We start from the raw sequence: 20,427 nt of genomic DNA, 5'->3' as shown, positions 1-20,427 counted from the left end.
TTTGGAGATTTTGCGCACCCCTGACGCAGCCTTCGCGGGGATCGATGATTTTCCCTTTGAACCGCATTATCTCGACATTGTGGATGCGCGGACCGGGCAGCCCCTTCGCATCCACTACATTGACGAAGGCCCGCGCGAAGGCCGGATCGTCTTGATGATGCATGGCGAGCCGAGCTGGTCCTATCTCTATCGCCACATGATCGGCCCTCTCGCCGCCGCCGGTTACCGCGTGCTTGCGCCCGACCTGATCGGCTTCGGCAAATCGGACAAGCCCGCGGCTAAATCCGACTACACCTATGCCCGCCATGTCGGCTGGATGCGTCAATGGATCGAAGCGCTCGAACTCGGTGGCATCACGCTGGCCTGCCAGGACTGGGGGTCGCTTATCGGACTCAGACTGGTGGCAGCCATGCCCGAACGGTTTGCGGGCGTCGTTCTGTCGAATGGCGGCTTGCCCGAAGGTGGCCCCGCCCCGCGCGCTTTCGCGATCTGGCGCGCCTTTTCGCAATGGAGTCCCTTTTTCCCGATCGGCAAGATCATCGCCAAAGGCACCAAACGCGGCCTTTCCGACGCCGAAATCGCGGCATACGACGCGCCCTTTCCCGATGCGCGCTACAAGGCAGGGGCGCGGATCTTCCCCAGCCTCGTGCCCTTTGCCGGCAATCTCGCCGTGCCCGACCAGCGCGAGGCATGGAAGGTGTTTGAAACGTGGGACAAGCCGTTCCTGTGCGCCTTCAGCGACGGTGATCCGATCACCCGTGGCGGGGAAAGCCGCTTTATCGGCCGGGTTCCCGGGACCGCAGGCCAGCCGCATCGCACGCTTTCGGGCGGACATTTCATTCAGGAAGACGACCCGCAGGGCTTCGTCGGAGCCATTCTCGAGATTGCCCGGCAGGGAGATACGAAATGAACGTCACCAATCAGCTCCATCCCACGCCCGAACAGGCAATGGCTTTTTTCACCGGCGGCGATGACGGGCCAATGTGCATGGTCAATCTGCTCAAGTTCCGGGAGAAGGCGACCTATCCCGACGGATCGGAACCCGATCTGACCGGACGCGAAGCCTATCTGCGCTATGCCGCAGGCGTCGGCGCCTGCCTTGCAGCGGTCGGTGGCAAGGTGCGCTTCAGCGGCGCGGTAACCGGGCTGCTGCTGGGCGAAGTCGAAGAGCTTTGGGACATGGTCGCGATTGCCGAATATCCCTCGAGGCTGGCGATGATGACGATGGTGCAGTCGCCCGAATATCAGACAATCGCCAAGCATCGCGACGCGGGGCTGGCAGGGCAGCTCAACATCTGCACAAGGGCGACACCGTGAAACGCTGGCACAAGGCGGCGCTCGGCACGCTGGCATGCCTCGCCATGCTTGGCGGTGCGGCCTATATCTGGCGCACCGACCTTGCGCTCACCTTTATCCGCTGGCGCAGTACCCAGCAGGTGGCGGACAACCGGCCTGTGCCGTGGCAGCAGGGGCCGGACAAGGCCGAGCAATCTCCGGCGGAGCGACCGCCCAACATCATCTTCATCCTGTTCGACGATCTGGGAATCAACGACCTGTCGACCTTCGGTGGCGGCGTAGGGGACGGCAAGGTCCAAACCCCCAATATCGACCGGCTGGCCGCACAAGGAGCGATCTTCACGCAAGCCTATGCCGGCAACGCCACCTGCTCGCCATCGCGCGCGCAGCTGATGACGGGCCGTTATGCCACCCGCACCGGGTTCGAATTCACGCCTACCCCGGACGGGTTTGCGCGGATTGTCTCTATGGTCTCCGCAGATATCTCGCCCGATCGTCCGCCAACCATCTACAATGCCAAGGCCGATGCGGTCGCGCCGCCATTCGAGGAACAGGGGCTGCCCTCAGAAGAGGTCACAGTCGCAGAAGTTCTCAAGGCGCGCGGTTACCACACGGTGCACATCGGCAAGTGGCACCTTGGCAACGCTCCGAGTTTCAATCCCAACGCGCAAGGCTTCGATGAAAGCCTGAATCTCGACGGGATGCTTCACCTGCCTGAAGATCACCCCGATGCGGTCAACGCCCGGGTCGACTTCGATCCGATCGATCGCTTCCTGTGGGCCGCAGGCCATTTCGTCACAAGCTATAACGGCGGTGAGAAGTTCGCCCCCGGCGGCTATCTGGCAGACTACTGGACCGACGAGAGCCTGAAGGTAATCGACGCGAACCGCAATCGGCCCTTCTTCCTCTATCTTGCCCACTGGGGTGTGCATTCGCCCTTGCAGGCGACGCGCGAGGATTATGACGCAGTTGGCGATATCGGCCCGCACCGGCTGCGGGTCTATGCGTCAATGGTCCGCGCGCTGGATCGTAGTGTGGGGCGGATCATGGCAAAGCTCGAAGCTGAGGGTTTGGCGGAAAACACTCTGGTGGTGATCTCGTCGGATAACGGCGCCCCGGGCTATATCGGGCTGGATAAACTCAACGCACCCTATCGCGGCGGCAAAGGCACTTTCTTCGAAGGCGGCATCCGGGTGCCCATGTTCGCAAGCTGGCCTGCGCGGATTGCGCCGGGCACACGGATTCCGCTTCCTGTCGGTCAGGTCGATCTGATGCCGACGCTGGCCGCTGCGGCAGGCGCGCCGCTGCCACAAGGGCTGGTGATCGACGGGCGTGATCTCACACCCGCGCTGACCGGCACCGGCGCCCAGCTTCGCGCCGATGCGCCGCTATTCTGGAACAGCGGGTACTATAAGGCAGTTCGCGCGGGCGACTGGAAGCTTCAGGTGAACACGAAGCAGAACAAGGTGTGGCTCTACAACCTCGCCGCCGACCCTACCGAAAAGCGCAACCTCGCGGCGGCCGAGCCGGCCAAACGAGCGGAGCTGGAAGCGCTGCTGGCCGCACATCACCGTGTCCGCAAGCCGCCACTCTACGCCAGCACTTTCGACACTCCGGTGTCGATCGACAAGACGCTGGCGGAGCCTTACGTGGCGGGCGACGAATTGGTGTACTGGCCCAACTGATCGGCCGTAACGCTTGCGCTGCTGTCAGCCGGCCACTGCAGCTTGCACAACCGGTTCGAACACTGCGGTCGCGGGATTGGCGACGAAATGGCGCGCCAATTGCTCATATCCGTCAGCCACCTGCTCGACACTGGCGACCAGCCTCGCGACTTCGGTATCGCTCATCAGGGGCGAGAAATTGACCCGGACGAAGCCCGGCTTGTCGAGTTCGTGTCCGGCGCGGATCGCTGCATGGATGGCACGCGAGGCTGCCTCGTCGATGCCGAGCAGGCGGTGGACATAGGGCCCTGCGCAGGCACACCCCCCACGCGCCTGAACCCCGAAACAATCGCTGAGAATGCGGGTAACGAGTTGGTGGTGCACAATTGCACCGGCACCGTCACGCACCCGGAACGATATGATCGGCAGCCGTTCTGCCTGTGTGCAACCCAGCACCTCGATCCGCGGATGTTCGCACCAACAGGCCAGCGCCGCCCGGCACAGCGCCTGCGCGCGCAGATCAAGCCCGGCCTCCACCATGCAGGACCGCACGATCGCGGCGAGCGCGGTGCGGATATCGGCGATGACATTGGGCGTCCCGGCTTCCTCGCGCGCGGAAAGATCGGACAGGTAATCTTGCCCCTCGGGCGAGACGAAACCGACAGTGCCTCCACCCGGTGCAGATGGCCGGTCAATCACAACCGCATCGCGCCGCACGACCAGCACACCTGAAGATGCCGGGCCGCCCAGGAACTTGTGCGGCGAAAACACCAGCGCATCGACATGCACGCCTGATGCGAGCTGCATTGCCATCGGCAGGTAAGGCGCAGCGCCCGCGTAGTCCCAGATTACCTTTCCGCGGGCCGCCTGCACCATTTGCGACAGCGCGACCACATCGCTCAACGCGCCGGTGACGTTCGATCCGGCGGAAAATGCGGCAATGATCCGTCGTCCGCGCGCCTGTTCCAGCGCTCTGGCCAAGGCTGTCCGGTCCGGCCCGCCGTCCCTATCCTCGGGCAGCTCGATCACATCCGCACCACTCTCGCGCCATGGCAGCAGGTTGGAATGGTGCTCGTAGGGCCCGAGCAGAACCAGCGCAGGCGAACCGCTCTCGTCGCAGCGGTCGGCTCCGAACAGACGCACGAGCTTCTGGATGCCGGCGGTCGCGCCTGATCCGGCGAAAATCACCGCGTCGTCATCGCCCGCGCCGCAGAACCGCGCGACCTCAGCCCGCGCTGTGCGACGAAGCGCATTGATCGACCGGCCACAGAACGATGCCTGGGTATGCGGATTGGCGTAGACGGGCAGGACGTGTTCGATGACGAAATGCTCGATCTCGCGCAGCGCCCTGCCCGATGCGGCGTAATCGGCATAAAGCAGCGGCTGCGGGCCGAACGGGCCATCGACGGCCGCGCCTTTGCCGATAATCGAATGTGCCAGCGTGCCCGCCGCGATCTTTGCGCGAATATCGGCACGAAAGGCCTCGAACAGGGCTTCGGCATGAATCAACGCAGATTCGGCGGCTGGAAAGCTGGCATGGGTCATGGGGGAAGAATCTCGCATATCGCGCGCGATTTCATTACCTGAAACGGGAAATTTTGCGCTAATAGTGGGTCAAATGACCACACAATCGCTCCAGATAGACAATATTGATCGCCGCATCCTGATGGCGCTTCAATCCGATTCCTCGCTTAGCCAGCGGGCTTTGGCCGAAACCGTGGGCCTGTCGCAGAATGCCTGCTGGCGGCGCTTGCAGCGGCTTGAAGCCGAGGGCGTGCTGCGCGGCCAGCGCGCGGTGATCGATCTCGCGCGGCTCGGGCTGGATCTGGTGGTAATGGTGATGATCAAGACCCCGCACCATTCGAAAGACTGGGCGGTGGCGTTCAAGGATCATGTCGCGCGGATCCCCGGCGTGGTGGATCTTTACCGCATCGGCGGGGAATGGGATTATCTTATCAAGGTCGTTACGGCCGGGATCAGGGGTTATGACCGGTTTTACCAGCAACTTGTCGACGGGTTCGAACTTTCGGTTGTTACCGGTCATTTCGTCATGGAGGAAATGATCGCGTCCCGTCCCGTCACGCTCACCTGACCCGGCAGGGCCGAAAGCTTCAGGCGGATAGAGGAACAGATTTGCGGCAATTGCTGAAAGCCAGGGTCTCTCTGCCTGGGCGGGATTGCCGCCCGCCCGGGCTGCGCCGGATAAAAATGGGCTGGGCGCTTGCACTGGCGTGGTTGGTCGCGGCCTGCGGCGGCGCAACGGACGAAAATGCGCTGCCTCGGTCGGCCACAGATTTTGCCGCCACGGCAACGTGCGAAACCCCGCGCTCGCTACCGGTGTACATCGAAGGCGGAAGCTTCATAATGGGCAGCGATGCGGTCTATGCCGAGGAAGGCCCGCCGCGCGAAACACGGGTGGACGGTTTCTGGATCGATCCGCACGAAGTCACCAACCGCCAGTTCGCCGAGTTCGTCGATGCGACCGGCTATGTCACGGTGGCCGAAAAGCCCGTCGATCCGGCGCAGTTCGGCGTGCCGGTGGAACAGATCCCGGCCCATATGCTGCAGCCCGGTTCGGCGGTGTTCACCCCGCCCGATCGCCCTTCGCGCAACTATGCCGACTGGTGGGACTATGTGCCCGGTGCCAGCTGGAAAAAGCCCTACGGCCGGCAGGGGCCCGATGCCGTGCCCGATCAACCGGCAGTGCATCTCGCATGGGAAGACATGCAGGCCTATGCGGCATGGCGTGGCGGACGGCTGCCGACCGAGGCCGAGTGGGAATATGCAGCCAGCGCAGGCGCGCCCGATTATGTCGAACAGCCCGATGCCAAAAGCGCCAACAGCTGGCAGGGCGTCTTTCCGGTCGTCAACGAAGCGGCTGACGGTTTCAAGGGCATCGCGCCGGTCGGTTGCTTTGCGCCCAACGGCTTCGGACTCTACGACATGGTCGGCAATGTCTGGGAGGTAACGGCAGACTTCTATCGGCCCGGGCACGATCCGCAAACGCGCGACAATCCGCGCAGAGCCAGCGAGAACGACGCCTATGACCCGTTGAACCCCGGTTTCGCCAGCCGGGTCATGAAGGGCGGCAGCTACCTTTGCGCGCCAAACTACTGCCAGCGATATCGCCCCGAAAGCCGTCAGGGGCGCGATCCCGGCCTGGGTGCGTCAAACGTGGGCTTCCGCCTTGCCTATGACGGCAAGGCGCCCCCGCCGACATCATCCAGTAATAGCCGCAAAGAGTGACAACCAGATGCATCGGCCCCTTTCCGGTAATCGGGGTGGGATCACTCGCTAAGGATCGGACCGACCGGCCGAGTGCGCTCGATCGTCGCCTTGTGGTTACACATTCGTCGATTAAGGGGAGCGCTTCGTCGTCTCCCTTGCCCTATCGCTGTTCGGCTTGCTAGCGAAGGGGCATCGAAGAGACATGGACCGTCGCGCGGGGCTGGCACAACCTCCCCGTTCGCCGGTTTGATTGTTGCGTGGCCTTTCGGCAGCAATGGCCCATGTCGTGATGCAATGGCCGAATTTTCTTTGGATACTCCGAAGAAAGTGACTGGCCCGATGGGGAGCAACCAAATGGACCGAAGGGATTTCCTTGCGCTTAGCACCTTTTTTACCGGTGCGGCGCTGTCACCCTCCATCTTCGGCAAGGCCATTGCCGCCAGCCAGCTGCAGGACGGGATCGACGTAGCGGTCAAGAAGCAGCTTGCTGACGCGGCGCTCTCGGCCGCGACCGCTGCTGGAGCGAGTTATTGCGACGTGCGCGTCGGCCGTTACCTGCGCCAGTTCGTCATCACCCGCGAACGCAATGTCGAGAATATAGTGAACACCGAAAGCACCGGCACCGGCGTGCGCGTAATCGCCGACGGCGCATGGGGCTTTGCCGCAACCAACGGCATGACCGAAGACGCCGTTGCCGATGCCGCGCGGCAGGCAACCGCGATTGCCAAGGCCAATGCCCGCATCCAGACCGCCCCCGTACAGCTCGCCCCCACGCCCGGGGTCGGCGAAGTCAGCTGGCGCACCCCCATCCGGAAGAACGCGATGGAAGTGCCGATCGCCGACAAGGTCGATCTGCTGATGAGCGTCAATGACGCGGCGCTCAATGCCGGGGCCAACTACGTCAATTCGCTGCTCTTCCTCGTCAACGAGCAGAAGTACTTTGCCTCGACCGATGGTTCCTACATCGATCAGGACGTGCACCGCATCTGGGCGCCGCTGACGGTAACCGCCGTGGACACCACCACCGGCAAGTTCCGGTCTCGCGATGGCCTATCCGCGCCGATGGGTCTGGGCTGGGAATACATGGACGGCCGCGACGAGGACAAGTTCGTGCTGTCCAATGGCTTGACCACCTACGGTAATACCTACGACATGAAGGAAGACGCCATCGCCGCGGCGAATGACGCGCAGGCCAAGCTCAAGGCGCCTTCGGTCAAGCCGGGCAAATATGACCTCGTGCTCGATCCCAACCACCTTGGCCTGACGATCCACGAAAGCGTCGGCCACCCGCTCGAACTGGACCGCGTGCTCGGCTACGAGGCGAATTACGCTGGCACCAGCTTCGCCACCCTCGATAAACGCGACGCCGCGTTCAAATACGGCAGCGATATCGTGAACCTGTTTGCCGACAAGACCCAGGTCGGGTCGCTCGGCGCGGTCGGGTATGACGATGAAGGCGTGAAGACCAAGCGCTGGGATCTCGTGAAAGACGGCATTCTGGTCGATTACCAGACCATCCGCGATCAGGCGCATATCGTCGGCAAAAATGAATCCGACGGTTGCTGCTATGCCGACAGCTGGTCTTCGGTGCAGTTCCAGCGCATGGCCAATGTCAGCCTCGCCCCCGGCAAGACCAAGATGTCCCCTGCCGACATGATCGCAGGAGTCGAAAACGGCATCTACATCTCAGGACGCGGCTCTTTCTCGATCGACCAGCAGCGTTACAACGCGCAATTCGGCGGGACGGTGTTCTACGAGATCAAGAACGGCAAACTCGGTCCGATGATCGAGGATGTCGCCTACCAGATGCGCACCCCCGAATTCTGGGGCGCGTGTTCGGCGATCTGCGACGAGAGCGATTATCGCATGTTCGGATCGTTCTTCGACGGCAAGGGCCAGCCGAGCCAGATTTCGGCCGTAAGCCATGGCTCCTCGACCACCCGTTTCGACGGGATCAATGTCATCAACACCGCCCGGTCGCTGGGCTGAAGCGCGCACAGGAGAAGCAGCAATGAGCATTCTTTCAGAAGCGCAAGCCAAGGCCATCCTCGACAAGGTCATCGCGCTTTCCACTGCCGACGAGATCAGCGCCCAGCTGGGCGGCGGCTATCAGGGTAACGTCCGCTTCGCGCGTAACGACATTTCCACCTCGGGGATCGTCGACGATGTCGAACTGGGCGTGCAGGTCGCGTTCGGCAAGCGGGTCGGGACGGCCACCATCAACCAGTTCGACGATGCCTCGCTCGAACGGGTCGTGCGCCGCGCCGAGGATCTGGCGAAGCTGGCCCCGGAAAACCCCGAATTCATGCCCGCGGTCGGCAAGCAGACCTATCGCGCTACCGACACCTTCAGCGAGGCGACCGCCGCGCTGACGGCGGAGGCCCGCGCGAAGATCGCCGAAGCATCGATCCTGCCCTGCCGTGAGCGCGGCCTGATTGCGGCGGGCTTCCTCGAAGACGGGCACACCTTCTTCGCCCATGCCAATTCCAACGGTAATTTCGGCTACCAGAAGTCCACGGTCGCCGATTACACCTGCACCGTGCGTACCGAAGACGGCCGCGGATCGGGCTGGGTCGCCAGCAATGTGAAGGACATTGCTGAGTTCGACGCGTCCCGCGACATCCAGATCGCGATGCGCAAGGCGGCGGCATCGGTGGATGCACAGGCGCTGGAGCCGGGCAAGTACACTGTCATTCTGGAACCAGCGGCTGCATCGGGGCTGATCAGCTTCATGATGAACTTCTTCGACGCCCGTTCGGCGGACGAAGGGCGCAGCTTCCTCAGCAAGCAGGGCGGCGGCAACAAGATCGGCGAGCAGATCATGGATCCGCGCGTCAACATCTACACCGATCCGTGGAACCCGGTGGTGCCGGTCATGCCGTGGGACGGCGAAGGCCTGCCGCGCGACCGGGTCAAGATCATTGATCAGGGCAAAGTCGCGAACCTCGACTATTCGCGGTACTGGGCTTCCAAGCAAGGCAAGCCGGAGACGGCGAGCTGGGGCAACACGATCATGGAAGGCGGCACCAAGTCGACTTCGGAACTGATCGTCGGCACCGAACGCGGCATTCTCGTCACCCGCACGTGGTACATTCGCATGGTCGATCCGCAGACGGTGCTGCTGACCGGCCTTACCCGCGACGGCACCTTTTACATCGAGAACGGGCAGCTGAAGTATCCGATCAAGAACTTCCGCTTCAACGAAAGCCCGGTGATCATGCTCAACAATATCGAGGAACTGGGCCGCTCGGTCCGGGTCGAGAACGGCAATATCATGGTACCGCCCATGAAGATCCGGGACTTCACCTTCACCTCGCTGTCGGACGCCGTCTGACGCCATGACAGAACGGGCGCGGGTAACATGAGCGGCACAGCCATGACCCGCGCCGGTTTCCTCCGGCTTATCGCCTGCGGGCTGGCGGGTGCCGCGCTGCCGGGCGCGCTCGCGGCCCAGCGCGCGGGTGGTGCGGCATCGCGCGGGTATGACTTCTGGTTCACCCGGCTGAAGTACAATTCCGGCGACTGGGACGTCGACCAGCGCATGCCGGCAAACCTCATAACTTCGCTCGTCGATTATACGTCCTTACGGGTTGACCCTGAAGAACACGTCGTCGCGCTGGATGATCCCCGGATGCTTTCGGCCCCGTTCTGCTACCTCGCGGGGCACAAGGCGGTTGAATTCTCCGATGCCGAACGCCGGAATTTCGAACGCTACGTGCGCAATGGCGGCTTTGTCTTCGTCGATGATTGCAACCACGACATCGACGGACTTTTCGCCAAGTCATTCGAAGCACAAATGGCCCGCATTTTCGGCGGCGAGGCGCTGAAAAAGCTGCCCGATGACCACCCCGTCTACACCAGCTTCTTCAAGTTCAAGGGCCCGCCCGCGACCTCCTTCGAGCTCAATGGCTGGGGCGATGACCTGATCCATGACTATCTCAAGGGCATCACCATCAACGGGCGTCTAGGCATCCTCTACAGCAACAAGGACTACGGCTGCGAGTGGGACTACGACTGGCGCAACAAGCGCTTTCTCGCGGAAGATAACACCCGCTTCGGGGTGAACATCATCATGTATGCGCTCAGCAATTGAAGGGTTGAAGACAGGTGGCACAGCAGGCTGCGGCGGATGCCGCCGACATCGAAAGACGAATCGCAAAGCTTGACGCACTCAAGCAGGCCATCGCCACCGCGATCGTCGGGCAGAACGATGTCGTCGAACAATTGCTGATCGGCTTGCTCGCGGGCGGGCATTGCCTGCTCGAAGGCGTGCCGGGCCTGGGCAAGACGCTGCTGGTGCGCACGCTGGGCGAGGCGCTGGCGCTCGATTTCCGGCGCGTCCAGTTCACCCCCGATCTGATGCCGAGCGACATCCTAGGCACCGAATTGCTGGAAGAGGATCACGGCACCGGCCACCGGTCTTTCCGCTTTCAGAAGGGACCGGTGTTCACCAACCTGCTGCTCGCCGACGAATTGAACCGCACCCCGCCCAAGACGCAGGCCGCGCTGTTGGAAGCGATGCAGGAAAAGACCGTCAGCTATGGCGGGCAGACCTATCAGCTGCCCAAACCCTTCTTCGTACTGGCAACGCAGAACCCGCTGGAGCAGGCCGGCACCTATCCTCTGCCCGAGGCGCAGCTCGACCGCTTCCTGTTGCTGGTGCGGGTCGGCTACCCGACCGCCGCAGAGGAACGCGATATCCTCGCGCTGACCACCGGCAAGGCGGGCGCGGCAGTGCCCTGCGTGATGGAAGGCGCGGACGTGCTGGCGCTGCAGGCGATCGTGCGCGACGTTTATCTCAGCGAGGATCTGCTCGGCTGGATCACTTCGCTGGTGCGTGCCACCCGTCCGGGCGATCCGGCTGCGCCTTCCGAAGTCGGGCAATATGTGCGCTGGGGCGCTGGACCGCGTGCCGGGCAGGCGTTGGTGCTTTGCGCCAAAGCACGCGCGCTGCTCCACGGACGGCTCGCCGCGACGCGCGAGGATATCGCTGCCCTCGCCGCGCCAGTCATGCGCCACCGCCTGCTGCTGTCCTTTGCTGCTGAGGCGGAGGGCAAGAGCGCCGACGATGTGGTCGCCGCGCTGCTGGCTCACCTTCCGCCGCCCGCCGCCTGACCCATGGCGCACACGCCGCTCACGATCCCGCCCGAGGTCCGCAGCCGGCTTAAGCGGCTGCGCCTGCGCACGCGCAGCGATCTGGGTACGGGCGGCTTCGGGATGCACCCCAGCCGCAACAAGGGCGCGGGACTCGAATTCGCGCAGTACCGCGCTTACGAACCCGGCGACGAACCGCGCCGGATCGACTGGAAGCTGTTCGCCCGGTCGGACAAATTCTTCGTGCGCGAGGCTGAACAGGAAAGTCCGGTCTCTGTCTGGATCCTGATCGATGCCAGCGCGTCAATGGCGCAGGCCGACCGGGCGCGGCCCGACTGGTCGCGCCTCGATGCAGCCAAGTTGGTGGCTCTTTGCATTGCCGAACTCGCGATGATGCAGGGCGACCGCTTCGGGTGGATAGCCTTGCAGGAAGACGCGCTGGAGGTGGCTGACCCGCATGGCGGGCGCGCGCAGAAAGACCACTTGCAGATCGACTTTGCACGGCTTCAGGCAGCAGGCACTTTTCCCGATGCAGGAACACTCACGCCGCTGTGGGAACGGATCGGTGCGCATGATCTGGTATTCTTCCTCAGCGATTGCTTCGACGAAGGCGGCATCGCGCTGATCGAACGGCTCGCCAAGGCGGGGCGGGAGGTGCTGGCAGTACAGATGCTGACCGTTGAGGAGCGCGATTTCCCCTTCGACGGCGGCTACCTTTTCCGTGAACAGGAAAGCGGCGCAACGCTGGTCGGCGACGGCAAGGCGCTGCGCGAAGACTTCCTTGCACGCTTTGCCGCTGCCCGCGCGGCGCTGGACGATCGGCTCGACAGCGCGGGCATCCGGCACACCGTCTATGTGCTGGACGAGCCTATCGACAGCCCCTTGCAGACCTTCTTCGGACGGGGGGCACCCCCGAAGTGACGCCGCTCTTGCTGGTCCCGTTCGGCCTTGTTGCACTCGCGGCTCTGGTCGTGCCGCTGCTGATCCACCTGCGGCGGCGCACCGAAGAGGTGCCGATCGAGTTTGCCGCGCTGCGCTGGCTCGATCCGCGCCCTCGCCCACGCAGCAAACTGCGCTTTGACGAATGGGTGCTGCTCGCGTTGCGGCTGCTGCTCATCGCGCTGCTGGCGCTGTTGCTTGCCCGCCCGGCGGTGCTCGGCTGGGATGACAACAGCCCCCGCGTTCTGGTTGCGCCGGGGATCGATCCAGCCGCAGCGCGCAAAACGGCTGGGCCGGATGCAGACCTCCGCTGGATCGCACCGGGCTTTCCGGCAATCGACACTGCTCCGCCCGCATCACCAGAGCAGACCTCCAGCCTGATCCGCCAGTTCGATGCGGAATTGCCGGCCGAGGCGCCTCTGACGATCCTCGTGCCGCCGGAACTGGACGGGGTCGACGCAGACAGGTTGCGCCTTTCTCGCAAGGTCACATGGCGAATTGTCGGAGCTGACAAGAAGGCCGAAAAGCCTGCCCCGCCGGAGAACCCGGCGCTGTCGGTGCGGTACCAGCAAGCGCAGGCCGGCGCGGTGCGCTATTTCCGCGCCGCCGCCGGAGCATGGAGCGACGCGCCCCGTTTCGATGCAGGCACGGGCACCGCGCTGCCTCGGCAGGATGCCGTGCTCGTCTGGCTCAACCCTGGCCCCGTACCGCAAGCCGTGACCGACTGGATCGGCGCAGGCGGCACCGCTCTGCTCGGCAGCACCGCCGAAGTCGCCATGCCCGCCACCACCGAGGCGCTATGGCGCGACCAGACCGGCGGCGTTCTGGTTGAAGGCGGTTTTCTGGGCGAAGGGCGATTGATGCGCTTTACCCGGCCGCTTGTCCCGGCCCAGATGCCCGATCTGCTTGCCCCCGATTTCGCCGCCACATTGCGGGATCTCGTCACTCCCCCTGCCCCGCCACCTGCGCGGGTCGCCTCCGCCGCATTCGTCCCGACCGCCGGGGCCGCGCCCTACCCGCTCCCGCCGCGCGACCTCGCGCCATGGCTGGCGGTGATGATCGCGATCGTCTTCCTTGCCGAACGACTGCTCGCCACCCGCAGGCGGAGGTTTGCCGCGTGAGCCGCGAGTTTCGCTTCGACACCTGGCTCCGTCCCGCGCGCCGCCGCGCAGCGGGGGAAGTTATGCTGCTTGGAAGCCCGCTTGTGCTGGTGCTTGCCGGATTGGGCTGGGCAGTCGTCGGCGGCGTACTGGCTGCGGGGCTACTGCTGACAAGCGGGACGGCGCTCGGCTGGGTGGCAATCCGGCGCGCAGGCCGTCTCGACCGAGACTGGCTGGTTCGCCGTCTCAATGCGCGCGAAGTGCAGCTTGAAGACAGCGCCGGGCTAGTCTTTGCCGAGGGCGATCTTGCCCCGCTGGAGCGCGTGCAGTCAGGCCGTATCGCCGAGCGGATCGAAGCTATCGACCCGGTGAGTCTTGCCGATGACTGGCCGAAGCGCGGCATTCTTATGGCCTGGGCTCTGGGCGCGGTGGCGCTGGCAGGCATCGCCTACTGGCAAAGTGAAAGCAGCGCGCCGCCCCCACCAGCACCCGCCACGCAGGCTACGGATGCCACCCTTGGCCCGCCGCGCCTCACCGGCCAGCGTGTGCGGATCGTGCCGACGGCCTATACCGGCCTGCCGGCACGCGTAAGCGACAGTCTCGACATACGTGCGCCCGCCGGATCGCGGATCGAATGGACTTTCGCCTTCACCCCGCAACCCTCCGCAGCCGCGCTGCAACTGATCGGCGGACAGCGCCTGCCGCTGGAGCGAACCGACGAAGGATGGAGCGGATCGCTGCGGCTCGACATGCCCGCGCTCTACCGCATCACCGCCCAAGGAATGCGCGAAAGCCAGCCCGCCCACCGGTTGGAGCCGATCCCCGATGAACCGCCGCAGGTGCGGGTGATCGAACCGGCATCGGGCCTCGTCACCATGCAGCCCGGTCAGCGCAGCTGGCGCGTAGTGTTCGAGGCGAGTGACGATTATGCCGTCGACAGGCTCGCCCGGCTGACAGTCACCACCGCCATTGGTGAAGGCGAGAACGTCAGATTCACCGAAAGCAGCCGGACGGTCACCGGCATGGGCGAGCCCACGCGCCGCCGCTTCGTGATCGAACTCCCGCTTGCGTCCTTTGGCCTCCAGCCGGGCAGCGATCTGGTAGTGCAGCTGACCGTCGCCGACACCCGCGATCCCGATCCGCAGGTGGTGCGCGGCCCCGGCGTGATCCTGCGCTGGTCTGTGCCCGAACCGCAGCAGGCCGAAGGGCTCGACCTGATGGCGAAGCAGGCGATGCCCGCCTATTTCCGCAGCCAGCGTCAGGTCATCATCGACACCGAAGCGCTGATCAAACAGCGCGACCGCCTTAGCGCCGACGAATTCCTCGTCCGTTCCGACACGATCGGGGTCGATCAGCGTTTGCTGCGCCTCAGGTACGGTCAATTCGTGGGCATGGAAGCCGAGGAGACACCGCGACCGCCGCTGCCGACTTCAGACAAGGACAAGCCTGCCGAGCCTGAGCATTACGACGGTGACGGTCACGATCACGGCGCAGAGCCAGAATCGCCGGTCTTCGGCGATCTTGGCAATATCACCGCAGAATACGGCCATGTGCATGACGAAAGCGAAGCAGCGACCCTGCTCGATCCCGAAACGCGAAAGCTGCTGAAGGCGGCGCTGGATGCGATGTGGGAGGCCGAACTCAACCTGCGATCCGGGAAACCCGAAGCGGCGCTCCCGTTCGAGAACGAAGCGCTCGGCTACATCAAGCAGGTGCAGCAGGCGACACGGATCTACTTGCCTCGGATCGGATCGCAGCAGCCGCCGATTGACATGACGCGGCGGCTGACCGGCAAGCGCGAAGGGATCGTCAGCGGTGGTGCGCGGCTGACCCCCTTTGCGATCGAGGACGCGGTCCCGGCAACGGCGTGGCGGGCCCTCTCCACTACCAATGAAATCGACCTTGCGGGGCTTGAAAGCTGGGTGCGGAGCAACAGCCCAAGGATCCGCGACCCGCTGGCCGTGCTTGCCGCGATCGACGCGCTGCGCAGCCGGCCCGCCTCACGCGCCCTGCGCGAAAAGCTGCGCGGCGAGCTTTGGGTTGTACTGACCCGCCCGCCCGCACAGGTGCGCCGCCGCGATGATGGTGGCGCGCTGGGACGCCGCTACAGCGAGGGCCTGCGTTGATGTTCGCGCCGGAAAGCCTCGCCGCCACGCTGATCGCCATAGCCGCGCTCACAGCGGCATTGCGACTTCTGCTGCTTCGGCGCGGTTGGCAGGCCTGGCTGCTCGCCACGCTGACACTGGCCAGCAGCCTGCTGCTCTTTCTGACCCTGTTCCCGCCGATGCTGCCGATTGGCGGCGAGACTCTGGTGGTGGCAACCGCCGAGACTCCAGACGGCACACGTGCGCAGTCGGGCGAGCGGCTGATCGCGTTGCCCGAAGCCCCGCCCATCGCCGGCGCGGAACGGGTTCCCGATCTCGCCACCGCGCTGCGCCGCCATGGTCAGGTGCAGAATTTGCGGATCCTCGGGCGCGGCCTCCCGCCGCGTGATCGTGATATTACGGCAGGAATACCGGCCGAATTCACCCAGATGCCACTCCCGCGCGGCCTGATCCGGCTCGATGCTCCGACGGATACGCTGGCGGGATCTGTCTTCGTGCTGGGGGGCGCAGCGACGGGCATGGAGGGTGGCACGGCCGAATTGCTCGATCCTGCCGGACGCCGGGTGGATAGCCGGGCGATAGGCCCCGACGGGGCTTTCACACTAGGCGGCGCAGCACGCACGCCGGGTCTCGCTTCCTTTACCTTGCGGCTTCGCGGGCGCGACAAGGCGATCGTCTCTGACACGCCGGTGCCGCTGCGCACCCTCGCCGGGCGCCCCGTCCGTGCCCTGCTGATCGGTGCGCCCTCGCCCGAGGCCAAATATCTGCGCCGATGGGCGGAGGATTCGGGGATCCGGCTGCAGAGCCGGCTCGATGCGGGCGGCGGGGTCGATCTGGACGCTGACGGAGTACGCCTTGACACCACCAGCCTGCGCGAGATCGACGTGATCATCATTGACGACCGTTCGCTCGAACGGCTCGAAAGCGGCGGGCGCGCTGCGCTGGCCAAGGCGGTCGACGGCGGGCTCGGTGTCGTCTTGCGGATGAGCCAAGCTGCAACGACGAGAACCCGCGACGCCTGGCGCAGATTAGGCCTTGCCGTAGAGGGCGGCAGCGAGATTGCGCCGGTCGCGTTGCCTCCGCTGGCACCCGATGCGGAAGCGCTTGCGTTCCGCCGCGGTCCCGGCTCTGACGATGTTCCGGAGAACCTCAACACGATCGAAGATCCCGCTCCCGAACTCGGACGCTGGATCTTGCGAACCGGCTCGGACTTCGTGCCTGTGGTCGCAGATGCCGACGGAAACGTGCTGTCAGGCTGGCAGCAAAGCGAGCGCGGGCGCGTGGCCGTATGGTCTGTGGCGAACAGCTTCGCGCTGGTTCTTAACGGTCAATCCGATCGCTATGAACAATGGTGGAGCGATACGCTGAGTGCGGTTGCACGCCCCGACAGCAAATTCCGTCCCGAGGTGCCCTCGCTTGTACAAGCCGGGGAGCGGATGGCAGTATGCGGGATCGCCGGAACGGCACGCGTGATCGCACCCGACGGGGCCGAGATCCCGCTCGCCATTGATCGCAATGCAGGCGCGCGCGGTTGCGCTGCCTACTGGCCCGCAATGCAGCGTGTTCACACCATTTCCCAGACAGGGGCCTCCGGCGAACAGACATTTGCCTTTCTTGTCCTGCCAAAGGATGCGCTCGGGACAATAAGGGCAAATGAAGTCGGCGAACAAACAGCGCGTTGGGCTGCGGAGCAGACCGTCACGTCAGCCTCCGACGAACCGGAGCGCCGTGGTCCGGCATGGCCTTATTTCCTGATCTGGCTGCTGGTCAGCGGAACCCTCTGGTTCGCAGAGCGCAGGCTGCGCGCGCAGGCATAGTCGAATGCGACCACTCTGCCCGATGCCGGCTAATGATTACGCCCACAGCCTTTTTGCCAGTTCGGGCAGGGCTGCGGCATAACGCGCCACATCCTCCAGCTTACCCGTGCTTACCCGGGAATAGCCTGACCAAGCGCCATATGCCCCTCTGATGGCGATACCGCGCTCCGCCATTGAATCGCGCAGAGCATTGGCATCGGGCACCTGCACGAAAACAAAATTGGTCTGTGATGGCAGCGCGGTCAGCCCGGCCTTGGCTACGGCATCAAGGATCATCGCGCGCCCTTCCAGCACAGCTGCGCGCGACCTGTCCAGAAACGGGGTGTCGTTATAACTGGCGATTGCTGCAGCCAAGCCCGAAAGATTGCCGCCGAAGCTCATAAGATGCGACTTGATCCGCTGTGCATTGGCCTCGCTGGTAATGGCATAGCCTACACGCATGCCGGCCATGCCATAGATCTTCGAGAAGGTGCGGCACACAATCACATCTGCGCCGCTGCGCACCAGATCGATCATTGAGTTGTCGTCGGGCCGGTCGGTCAGTTCGTTATAGGCTTCGTCCACTAATAACGTCGCATGCGGGGTGACCTTTGCCGCGAAGTCGCGCAGCGCCGCTGACGGGATCAGCATGCCGGTGGGGTTGTTGGGATTGCAGATCTGCACCAGAGCCACGCCGTCAGTCACCTTGGGGGCCATGCCGTCGAGATCAACGCTCATGTCCGCGGCCAAGGGAACGCGGATCGAAGTGACGCCCTGACGCTCCCCGTACAGCACCGTGGTGTCCCAGAACAGATCCGGACAAAGGATGGCACCCTCGCGTCCCCAGGCCAGCGAAATGGCGCAGAGAATCTCGGTCGACCCTTCCCCGACAACGACCTGTGACGGCATGACCCCGTGCCGCTCTGCAATCATGGCAGTCAGGCGATCGAGGCCGCGATCGGCGTAATAGCAGCCCATCTTCGCGGTTTCGGTAATCGCGCGCAGCGCCGACGGCGCCGGGCCATAGGGGTTTTCATTGCGGCTCAACAGAGCCTGACCAGCCTTCGGTCCGAAATCGGGCACGGCAGGCGCGGCAGTCGTGGAAGCACCAAGTCCGGCGATCGGCATGGCACCGAACCCGCCCGCAAGAGTGGCACCGGCAAGAAAGGATCGGCGGCTGGTCGGCATGGTCAATTCCTTCTGGTCAGCGTGGCTAGTGGTCAGAATTTGGCGATCATCAAGACGCCTATGAAAGTCAGGTAGAGGCCAAAAACCCGGCGCAGGATCGCTGGCGAAAGCATATGCGCAGCCGCGACGCCCAACGGCGCGAACGCCACCGACGTGGCGATCAGAACCACGGCGGCGGGCAGATGAACGTAGCCGAGCGCGCCCCAACCGAGCCCGCTCTCGCCAAGTCCGATGAGGACAAAGCCGATAGTTGCCGGGATAGCGATGACGGCGCCCATGCCGGCGGCAGTGCCAATGGCGCGGTGGATCGGTGTGCCGCAGACCGTCATTGTCAAGGTCGTCAGGGTGCCCCCGCCGATCCCGAGCAAGGTTGAAAATGCGCCCAGTGCGCTGGCGATGCCGACACGCGGCAAGCCCGAGGGCAGAGCGGCGAACAGCGGCTCTCCCTGCCGCGCAGGAAGCAGGAAATAGACCGCAAAGGCGAGCACTCCGGTCCCGAAGATCACAGCCAGAAGCGCGCCTGAAACAAGATCGGCGAAGACCGTGCCGATCGCCGTACCCAACACCACCCATACTGCCCAGCCTTTGAGCAGGTCGAAATCAACCGACCCGCGCCGCGCATGGCTGCTGGTCGAACGGATCGAGGTGAAGATGATCGTCGCAAGCGACGTTCCGACAGCGACATGCGCGATATGATCGGGCGCAACGCCGAGCATCGGTAGCAGGAACATCAACGCCGGGACGACTACGAAGCCTCCGCCGATCCCAAAGAGACCGCCAGCAAAGCCGGCAGCAGCACCGGCCATCAGCAGTGCCGGGAGCGCCAGCGCGAGCGGAACAAGCGTATTCATCGGTCAGGAGAATAGGCTCGCCGCCTCCATCTCCAAGCAATTTGTCGTACCGCAGCATGGGGTAAATGACGCATATTGCCGCCGCCTTCTTGCTCAATCACATGACGCTAGCGGTCCTGCCTTCCCATGCACCGTACCTACGCATTTTTCGGCGTGGGATCGCCAGCTTCAAGCCGCCCGCCCTCCAGCCACGCCGCGAGGCCTTCGGGTATCTGCGAACGCAGGGCGGCTGCGTAATCGGCGAGGTCATCTTCCGTCAGAACCGACGCCCAGCGGCCATTGGTGCCCTTGTGCAGAAAAGTATCCGCGCCACCCTTGAACGCCATGTCAGCCATGCCGAGCATGTTCGCTCCGTCGCGTTTCATGGCGTCGAAGCCTGCCGCGGCGACAAGCTCGTCCCACAGCGGCTCCGGCGTTGTGATACCGCAGAATTGCGCGATCCGGCGCATCTCACCGTCGCGATCGGCCTTGAGGTCGTTGTAGTGGACCATGAGGATGTTGGGCCGCTCGCGCTCCTCCCAGAAACTGCGCTCCAGTTCGAAGAATTCGGCCATGGTGAAATCGTCGAACGGCCCAAATTGCGGATCGCGTAACCAGCGGCGGAAGAAGGCGCGAGGGTCACCCGGCGCACGCGGATAGGGGGCGGCGATCATCGGGTCGTCCATCCCGATCTGGTCAAGCCCCGCCAGCAACTCATCGGCGAAATTGGTGCAGTGGTTGAAGTACGACATCACCGCGTCGCGCGGATCGCGTGCGACATTGATGTAGAGCACATCGTCATGCAGCGGCAGCGCGGTCAGGGGCGAATGCGATTTAAGGGAACGTCGGCTGGTCCGGGTGGCAAGTCCTGCCGCAATCTCCTGTTGCGGGACAAAGCGCGCATCGAGCCAGGGATGCTCATCCATGATCTGGCGCGGCGCGGATGACTGGTGGAGCAGCATATCGACGATACGCTGGGTCCACGTGGTCCCCGTCTTGGGCGGGGTGACGACCATGATGTCACCGGCCCGAAAGGCAAAGTCATCCCAGATGCTTGTGTCGGTATGCCACGTGCGGACGGTCTTCTGGGCCGGGCGGATCAGCATGGCTAGGGGATACTCCTTCAACGCGGGAAGATGACCGCCGGGCGTTTGACGGTTTGGCTGGTAAGCGGCAAAGGCACGCCG

17 protein-coding genes are annotated in these 20,427 nt (G+C 64.2%); 13 read left to right on the top strand and 4 right to left on the bottom strand.

Features of this window, described 5'->3' with window-relative positions; translation table 11 throughout:
* The first annotated feature begins 1 nt into the window (after window position 1).
* The 3 genes from OIK40_RS04800 to OIK40_RS04790 are packed head-to-tail and all read left to right on the top strand — an operon-like array spanning window position 2 to window position 2,981.
* A complete protein-coding gene (locus tag OIK40_RS04800) occupies window positions 2–910 on the top strand; it encodes a haloalkane dehalogenase (protein WP_273676675.1) in 909 nt (302 codons plus the stop codon).
* Window positions 907–1,317 (top strand): DUF1330 domain-containing protein, encoded by a 411-nt coding sequence (locus OIK40_RS04795; protein ID WP_273676673.1) that lies wholly within the window; start codon window positions 907–909, stop codon window positions 1,315–1,317. The genes OIK40_RS04800 and OIK40_RS04795 overlap by 4 nt, the downstream gene beginning before the upstream one ends.
* A complete protein-coding gene (locus OIK40_RS04790; protein ID WP_273676672.1) occupies window positions 1,314–2,981 on the top strand; it encodes a sulfatase in 1,668 nt (555 codons plus the stop codon). Before OIK40_RS04795 ends, OIK40_RS04790 begins: the two co-directional genes overlap by 4 nt.
* A 24-nt stretch (window positions 2,982–3,005) precedes the next feature.
* Here OIK40_RS04790 and OIK40_RS04785 read toward each other — a convergent pair whose 3' ends face one another.
* Entirely contained in the window at window positions 3,006–4,505 is a 1,500-nt protein-coding gene (locus OIK40_RS04785) for an aminotransferase class V-fold PLP-dependent enzyme (RefSeq protein ID WP_273676671.1), read from the bottom strand.
* Between the two features lie 73 nt (window positions 4,506–4,578).
* Between OIK40_RS04785 and OIK40_RS04780 the strand changes: the two genes are divergently transcribed.
* The 10 genes from OIK40_RS04780 to OIK40_RS04735 all read left to right on the top strand — a co-directional run bounded on the left by OIK40_RS04780 (window position 4,579) and on the right by OIK40_RS04735 (window position 17,243).
* On the top strand, window positions 4,579–5,052 hold the full coding sequence (locus OIK40_RS04780) for an Lrp/AsnC family transcriptional regulator (protein WP_273676670.1): 474 nt from the start codon (window positions 4,579–4,581) through the stop codon (window positions 5,050–5,052).
* Between the two features lie 116 nt (window positions 5,053–5,168).
* Window positions 5,169–6,206: a formylglycine-generating enzyme family protein gene (locus tag OIK40_RS04775; RefSeq protein WP_273676669.1), complete on the top strand. Its 1,038-nt coding sequence runs from the start codon at window positions 5,169–5,171 to the stop codon at window positions 6,204–6,206.
* Window positions 6,207–6,542: 336 nt separating this feature from the next.
* On the top strand, window positions 6,543–8,177 hold the full coding sequence (locus OIK40_RS04770; RefSeq protein ID WP_273676668.1) for a TldD/PmbA family protein: 1,635 nt from the start codon (window positions 6,543–6,545) through the stop codon (window positions 8,175–8,177).
* Window positions 8,178–8,199: 22 nt separating this feature from the next.
* Window positions 8,200–9,522 (top strand): TldD/PmbA family protein, encoded by a 1,323-nt coding sequence (locus OIK40_RS04765; RefSeq protein ID WP_273676666.1) that lies wholly within the window; start codon window positions 8,200–8,202, stop codon window positions 9,520–9,522.
* A gap of 27 nt (window positions 9,523–9,549) precedes the next feature.
* Complete coding sequence (locus tag OIK40_RS04760; protein ID WP_273676665.1) at window positions 9,550–10,281, top strand: DUF4159 domain-containing protein; 732 nt, start codon at window positions 9,550–9,552, stop codon at window positions 10,279–10,281.
* A gap of 47 nt (window positions 10,282–10,328) precedes the next feature.
* Complete coding sequence (locus OIK40_RS04755; protein ID WP_374211787.1) at window positions 10,329–11,303, top strand: AAA family ATPase; 975 nt, start codon at window positions 10,329–10,331, stop codon at window positions 11,301–11,303.
* A gap of 3 nt (window positions 11,304–11,306) precedes the next feature.
* A complete protein-coding gene (locus OIK40_RS04750) occupies window positions 11,307–12,203 on the top strand; it encodes a DUF58 domain-containing protein (protein ID WP_273676663.1) in 897 nt (298 codons plus the stop codon).
* Window positions 12,200–13,342 (top strand): BatA domain-containing protein, encoded by a 1,143-nt coding sequence (locus OIK40_RS04745; RefSeq protein WP_273676661.1) that lies wholly within the window; start codon window positions 12,200–12,202, stop codon window positions 13,340–13,342. The genes OIK40_RS04750 and OIK40_RS04745 overlap by 4 nt, the downstream gene beginning before the upstream one ends.
* Complete coding sequence (locus OIK40_RS04740; protein ID WP_273676660.1) at window positions 13,339–15,447, top strand: DUF4175 family protein; 2,109 nt, start codon at window positions 13,339–13,341, stop codon at window positions 15,445–15,447. The genes OIK40_RS04745 and OIK40_RS04740 overlap by 4 nt, the downstream gene beginning before the upstream one ends.
* A complete protein-coding gene (locus OIK40_RS04735; RefSeq protein WP_273676658.1) occupies window positions 15,447–17,243 on the top strand; it encodes a carboxypeptidase regulatory-like domain-containing protein in 1,797 nt (598 codons plus the stop codon). The genes OIK40_RS04740 and OIK40_RS04735 overlap by 1 nt, the downstream gene beginning before the upstream one ends.
* A 36-nt stretch (window positions 17,244–17,279) precedes the next feature.
* Here OIK40_RS04735 and OIK40_RS04730 read toward each other — a convergent pair whose 3' ends face one another.
* From OIK40_RS04730 to OIK40_RS04720, 3 genes are all read right to left on the bottom strand, one after another.
* Window positions 17,280–18,410 carry a pyridoxal phosphate-dependent aminotransferase gene (locus OIK40_RS04730; RefSeq protein WP_273676657.1) on the bottom strand — a complete coding sequence of 377 codons (1,131 nt, stop codon included), beginning with the start codon at window positions 18,408–18,410 and terminating at the stop codon, window positions 17,280–17,282.
* A gap of 32 nt (window positions 18,411–18,442) precedes the next feature.
* Window positions 18,443–19,261 carry a sulfite exporter TauE/SafE family protein gene (locus tag OIK40_RS04725; protein ID WP_273676655.1) on the bottom strand — a complete coding sequence of 273 codons (819 nt, stop codon included), beginning with the start codon at window positions 19,259–19,261 and terminating at the stop codon, window positions 18,443–18,445.
* Window positions 19,262–19,398: 137 nt separating this feature from the next.
* Window positions 19,399–20,346 (bottom strand): sulfotransferase domain-containing protein, encoded by a 948-nt coding sequence (locus OIK40_RS04720; protein ID WP_273676653.1) that lies wholly within the window; start codon window positions 20,344–20,346, stop codon window positions 19,399–19,401.
* Window positions 20,347–20,427 lie beyond the last annotated feature (81 nt).

The organism is Erythrobacter fulvus, assembly GCF_028595285.1.
Taxonomy (GTDB): domain Bacteria; phylum Pseudomonadota; class Alphaproteobacteria; order Sphingomonadales; family Sphingomonadaceae; genus Erythrobacter; species Erythrobacter fulvus.
Note: the sequence above shows the minus strand (reverse complement) of the source record. Positions and strands in the feature narration are given on the sequence as shown.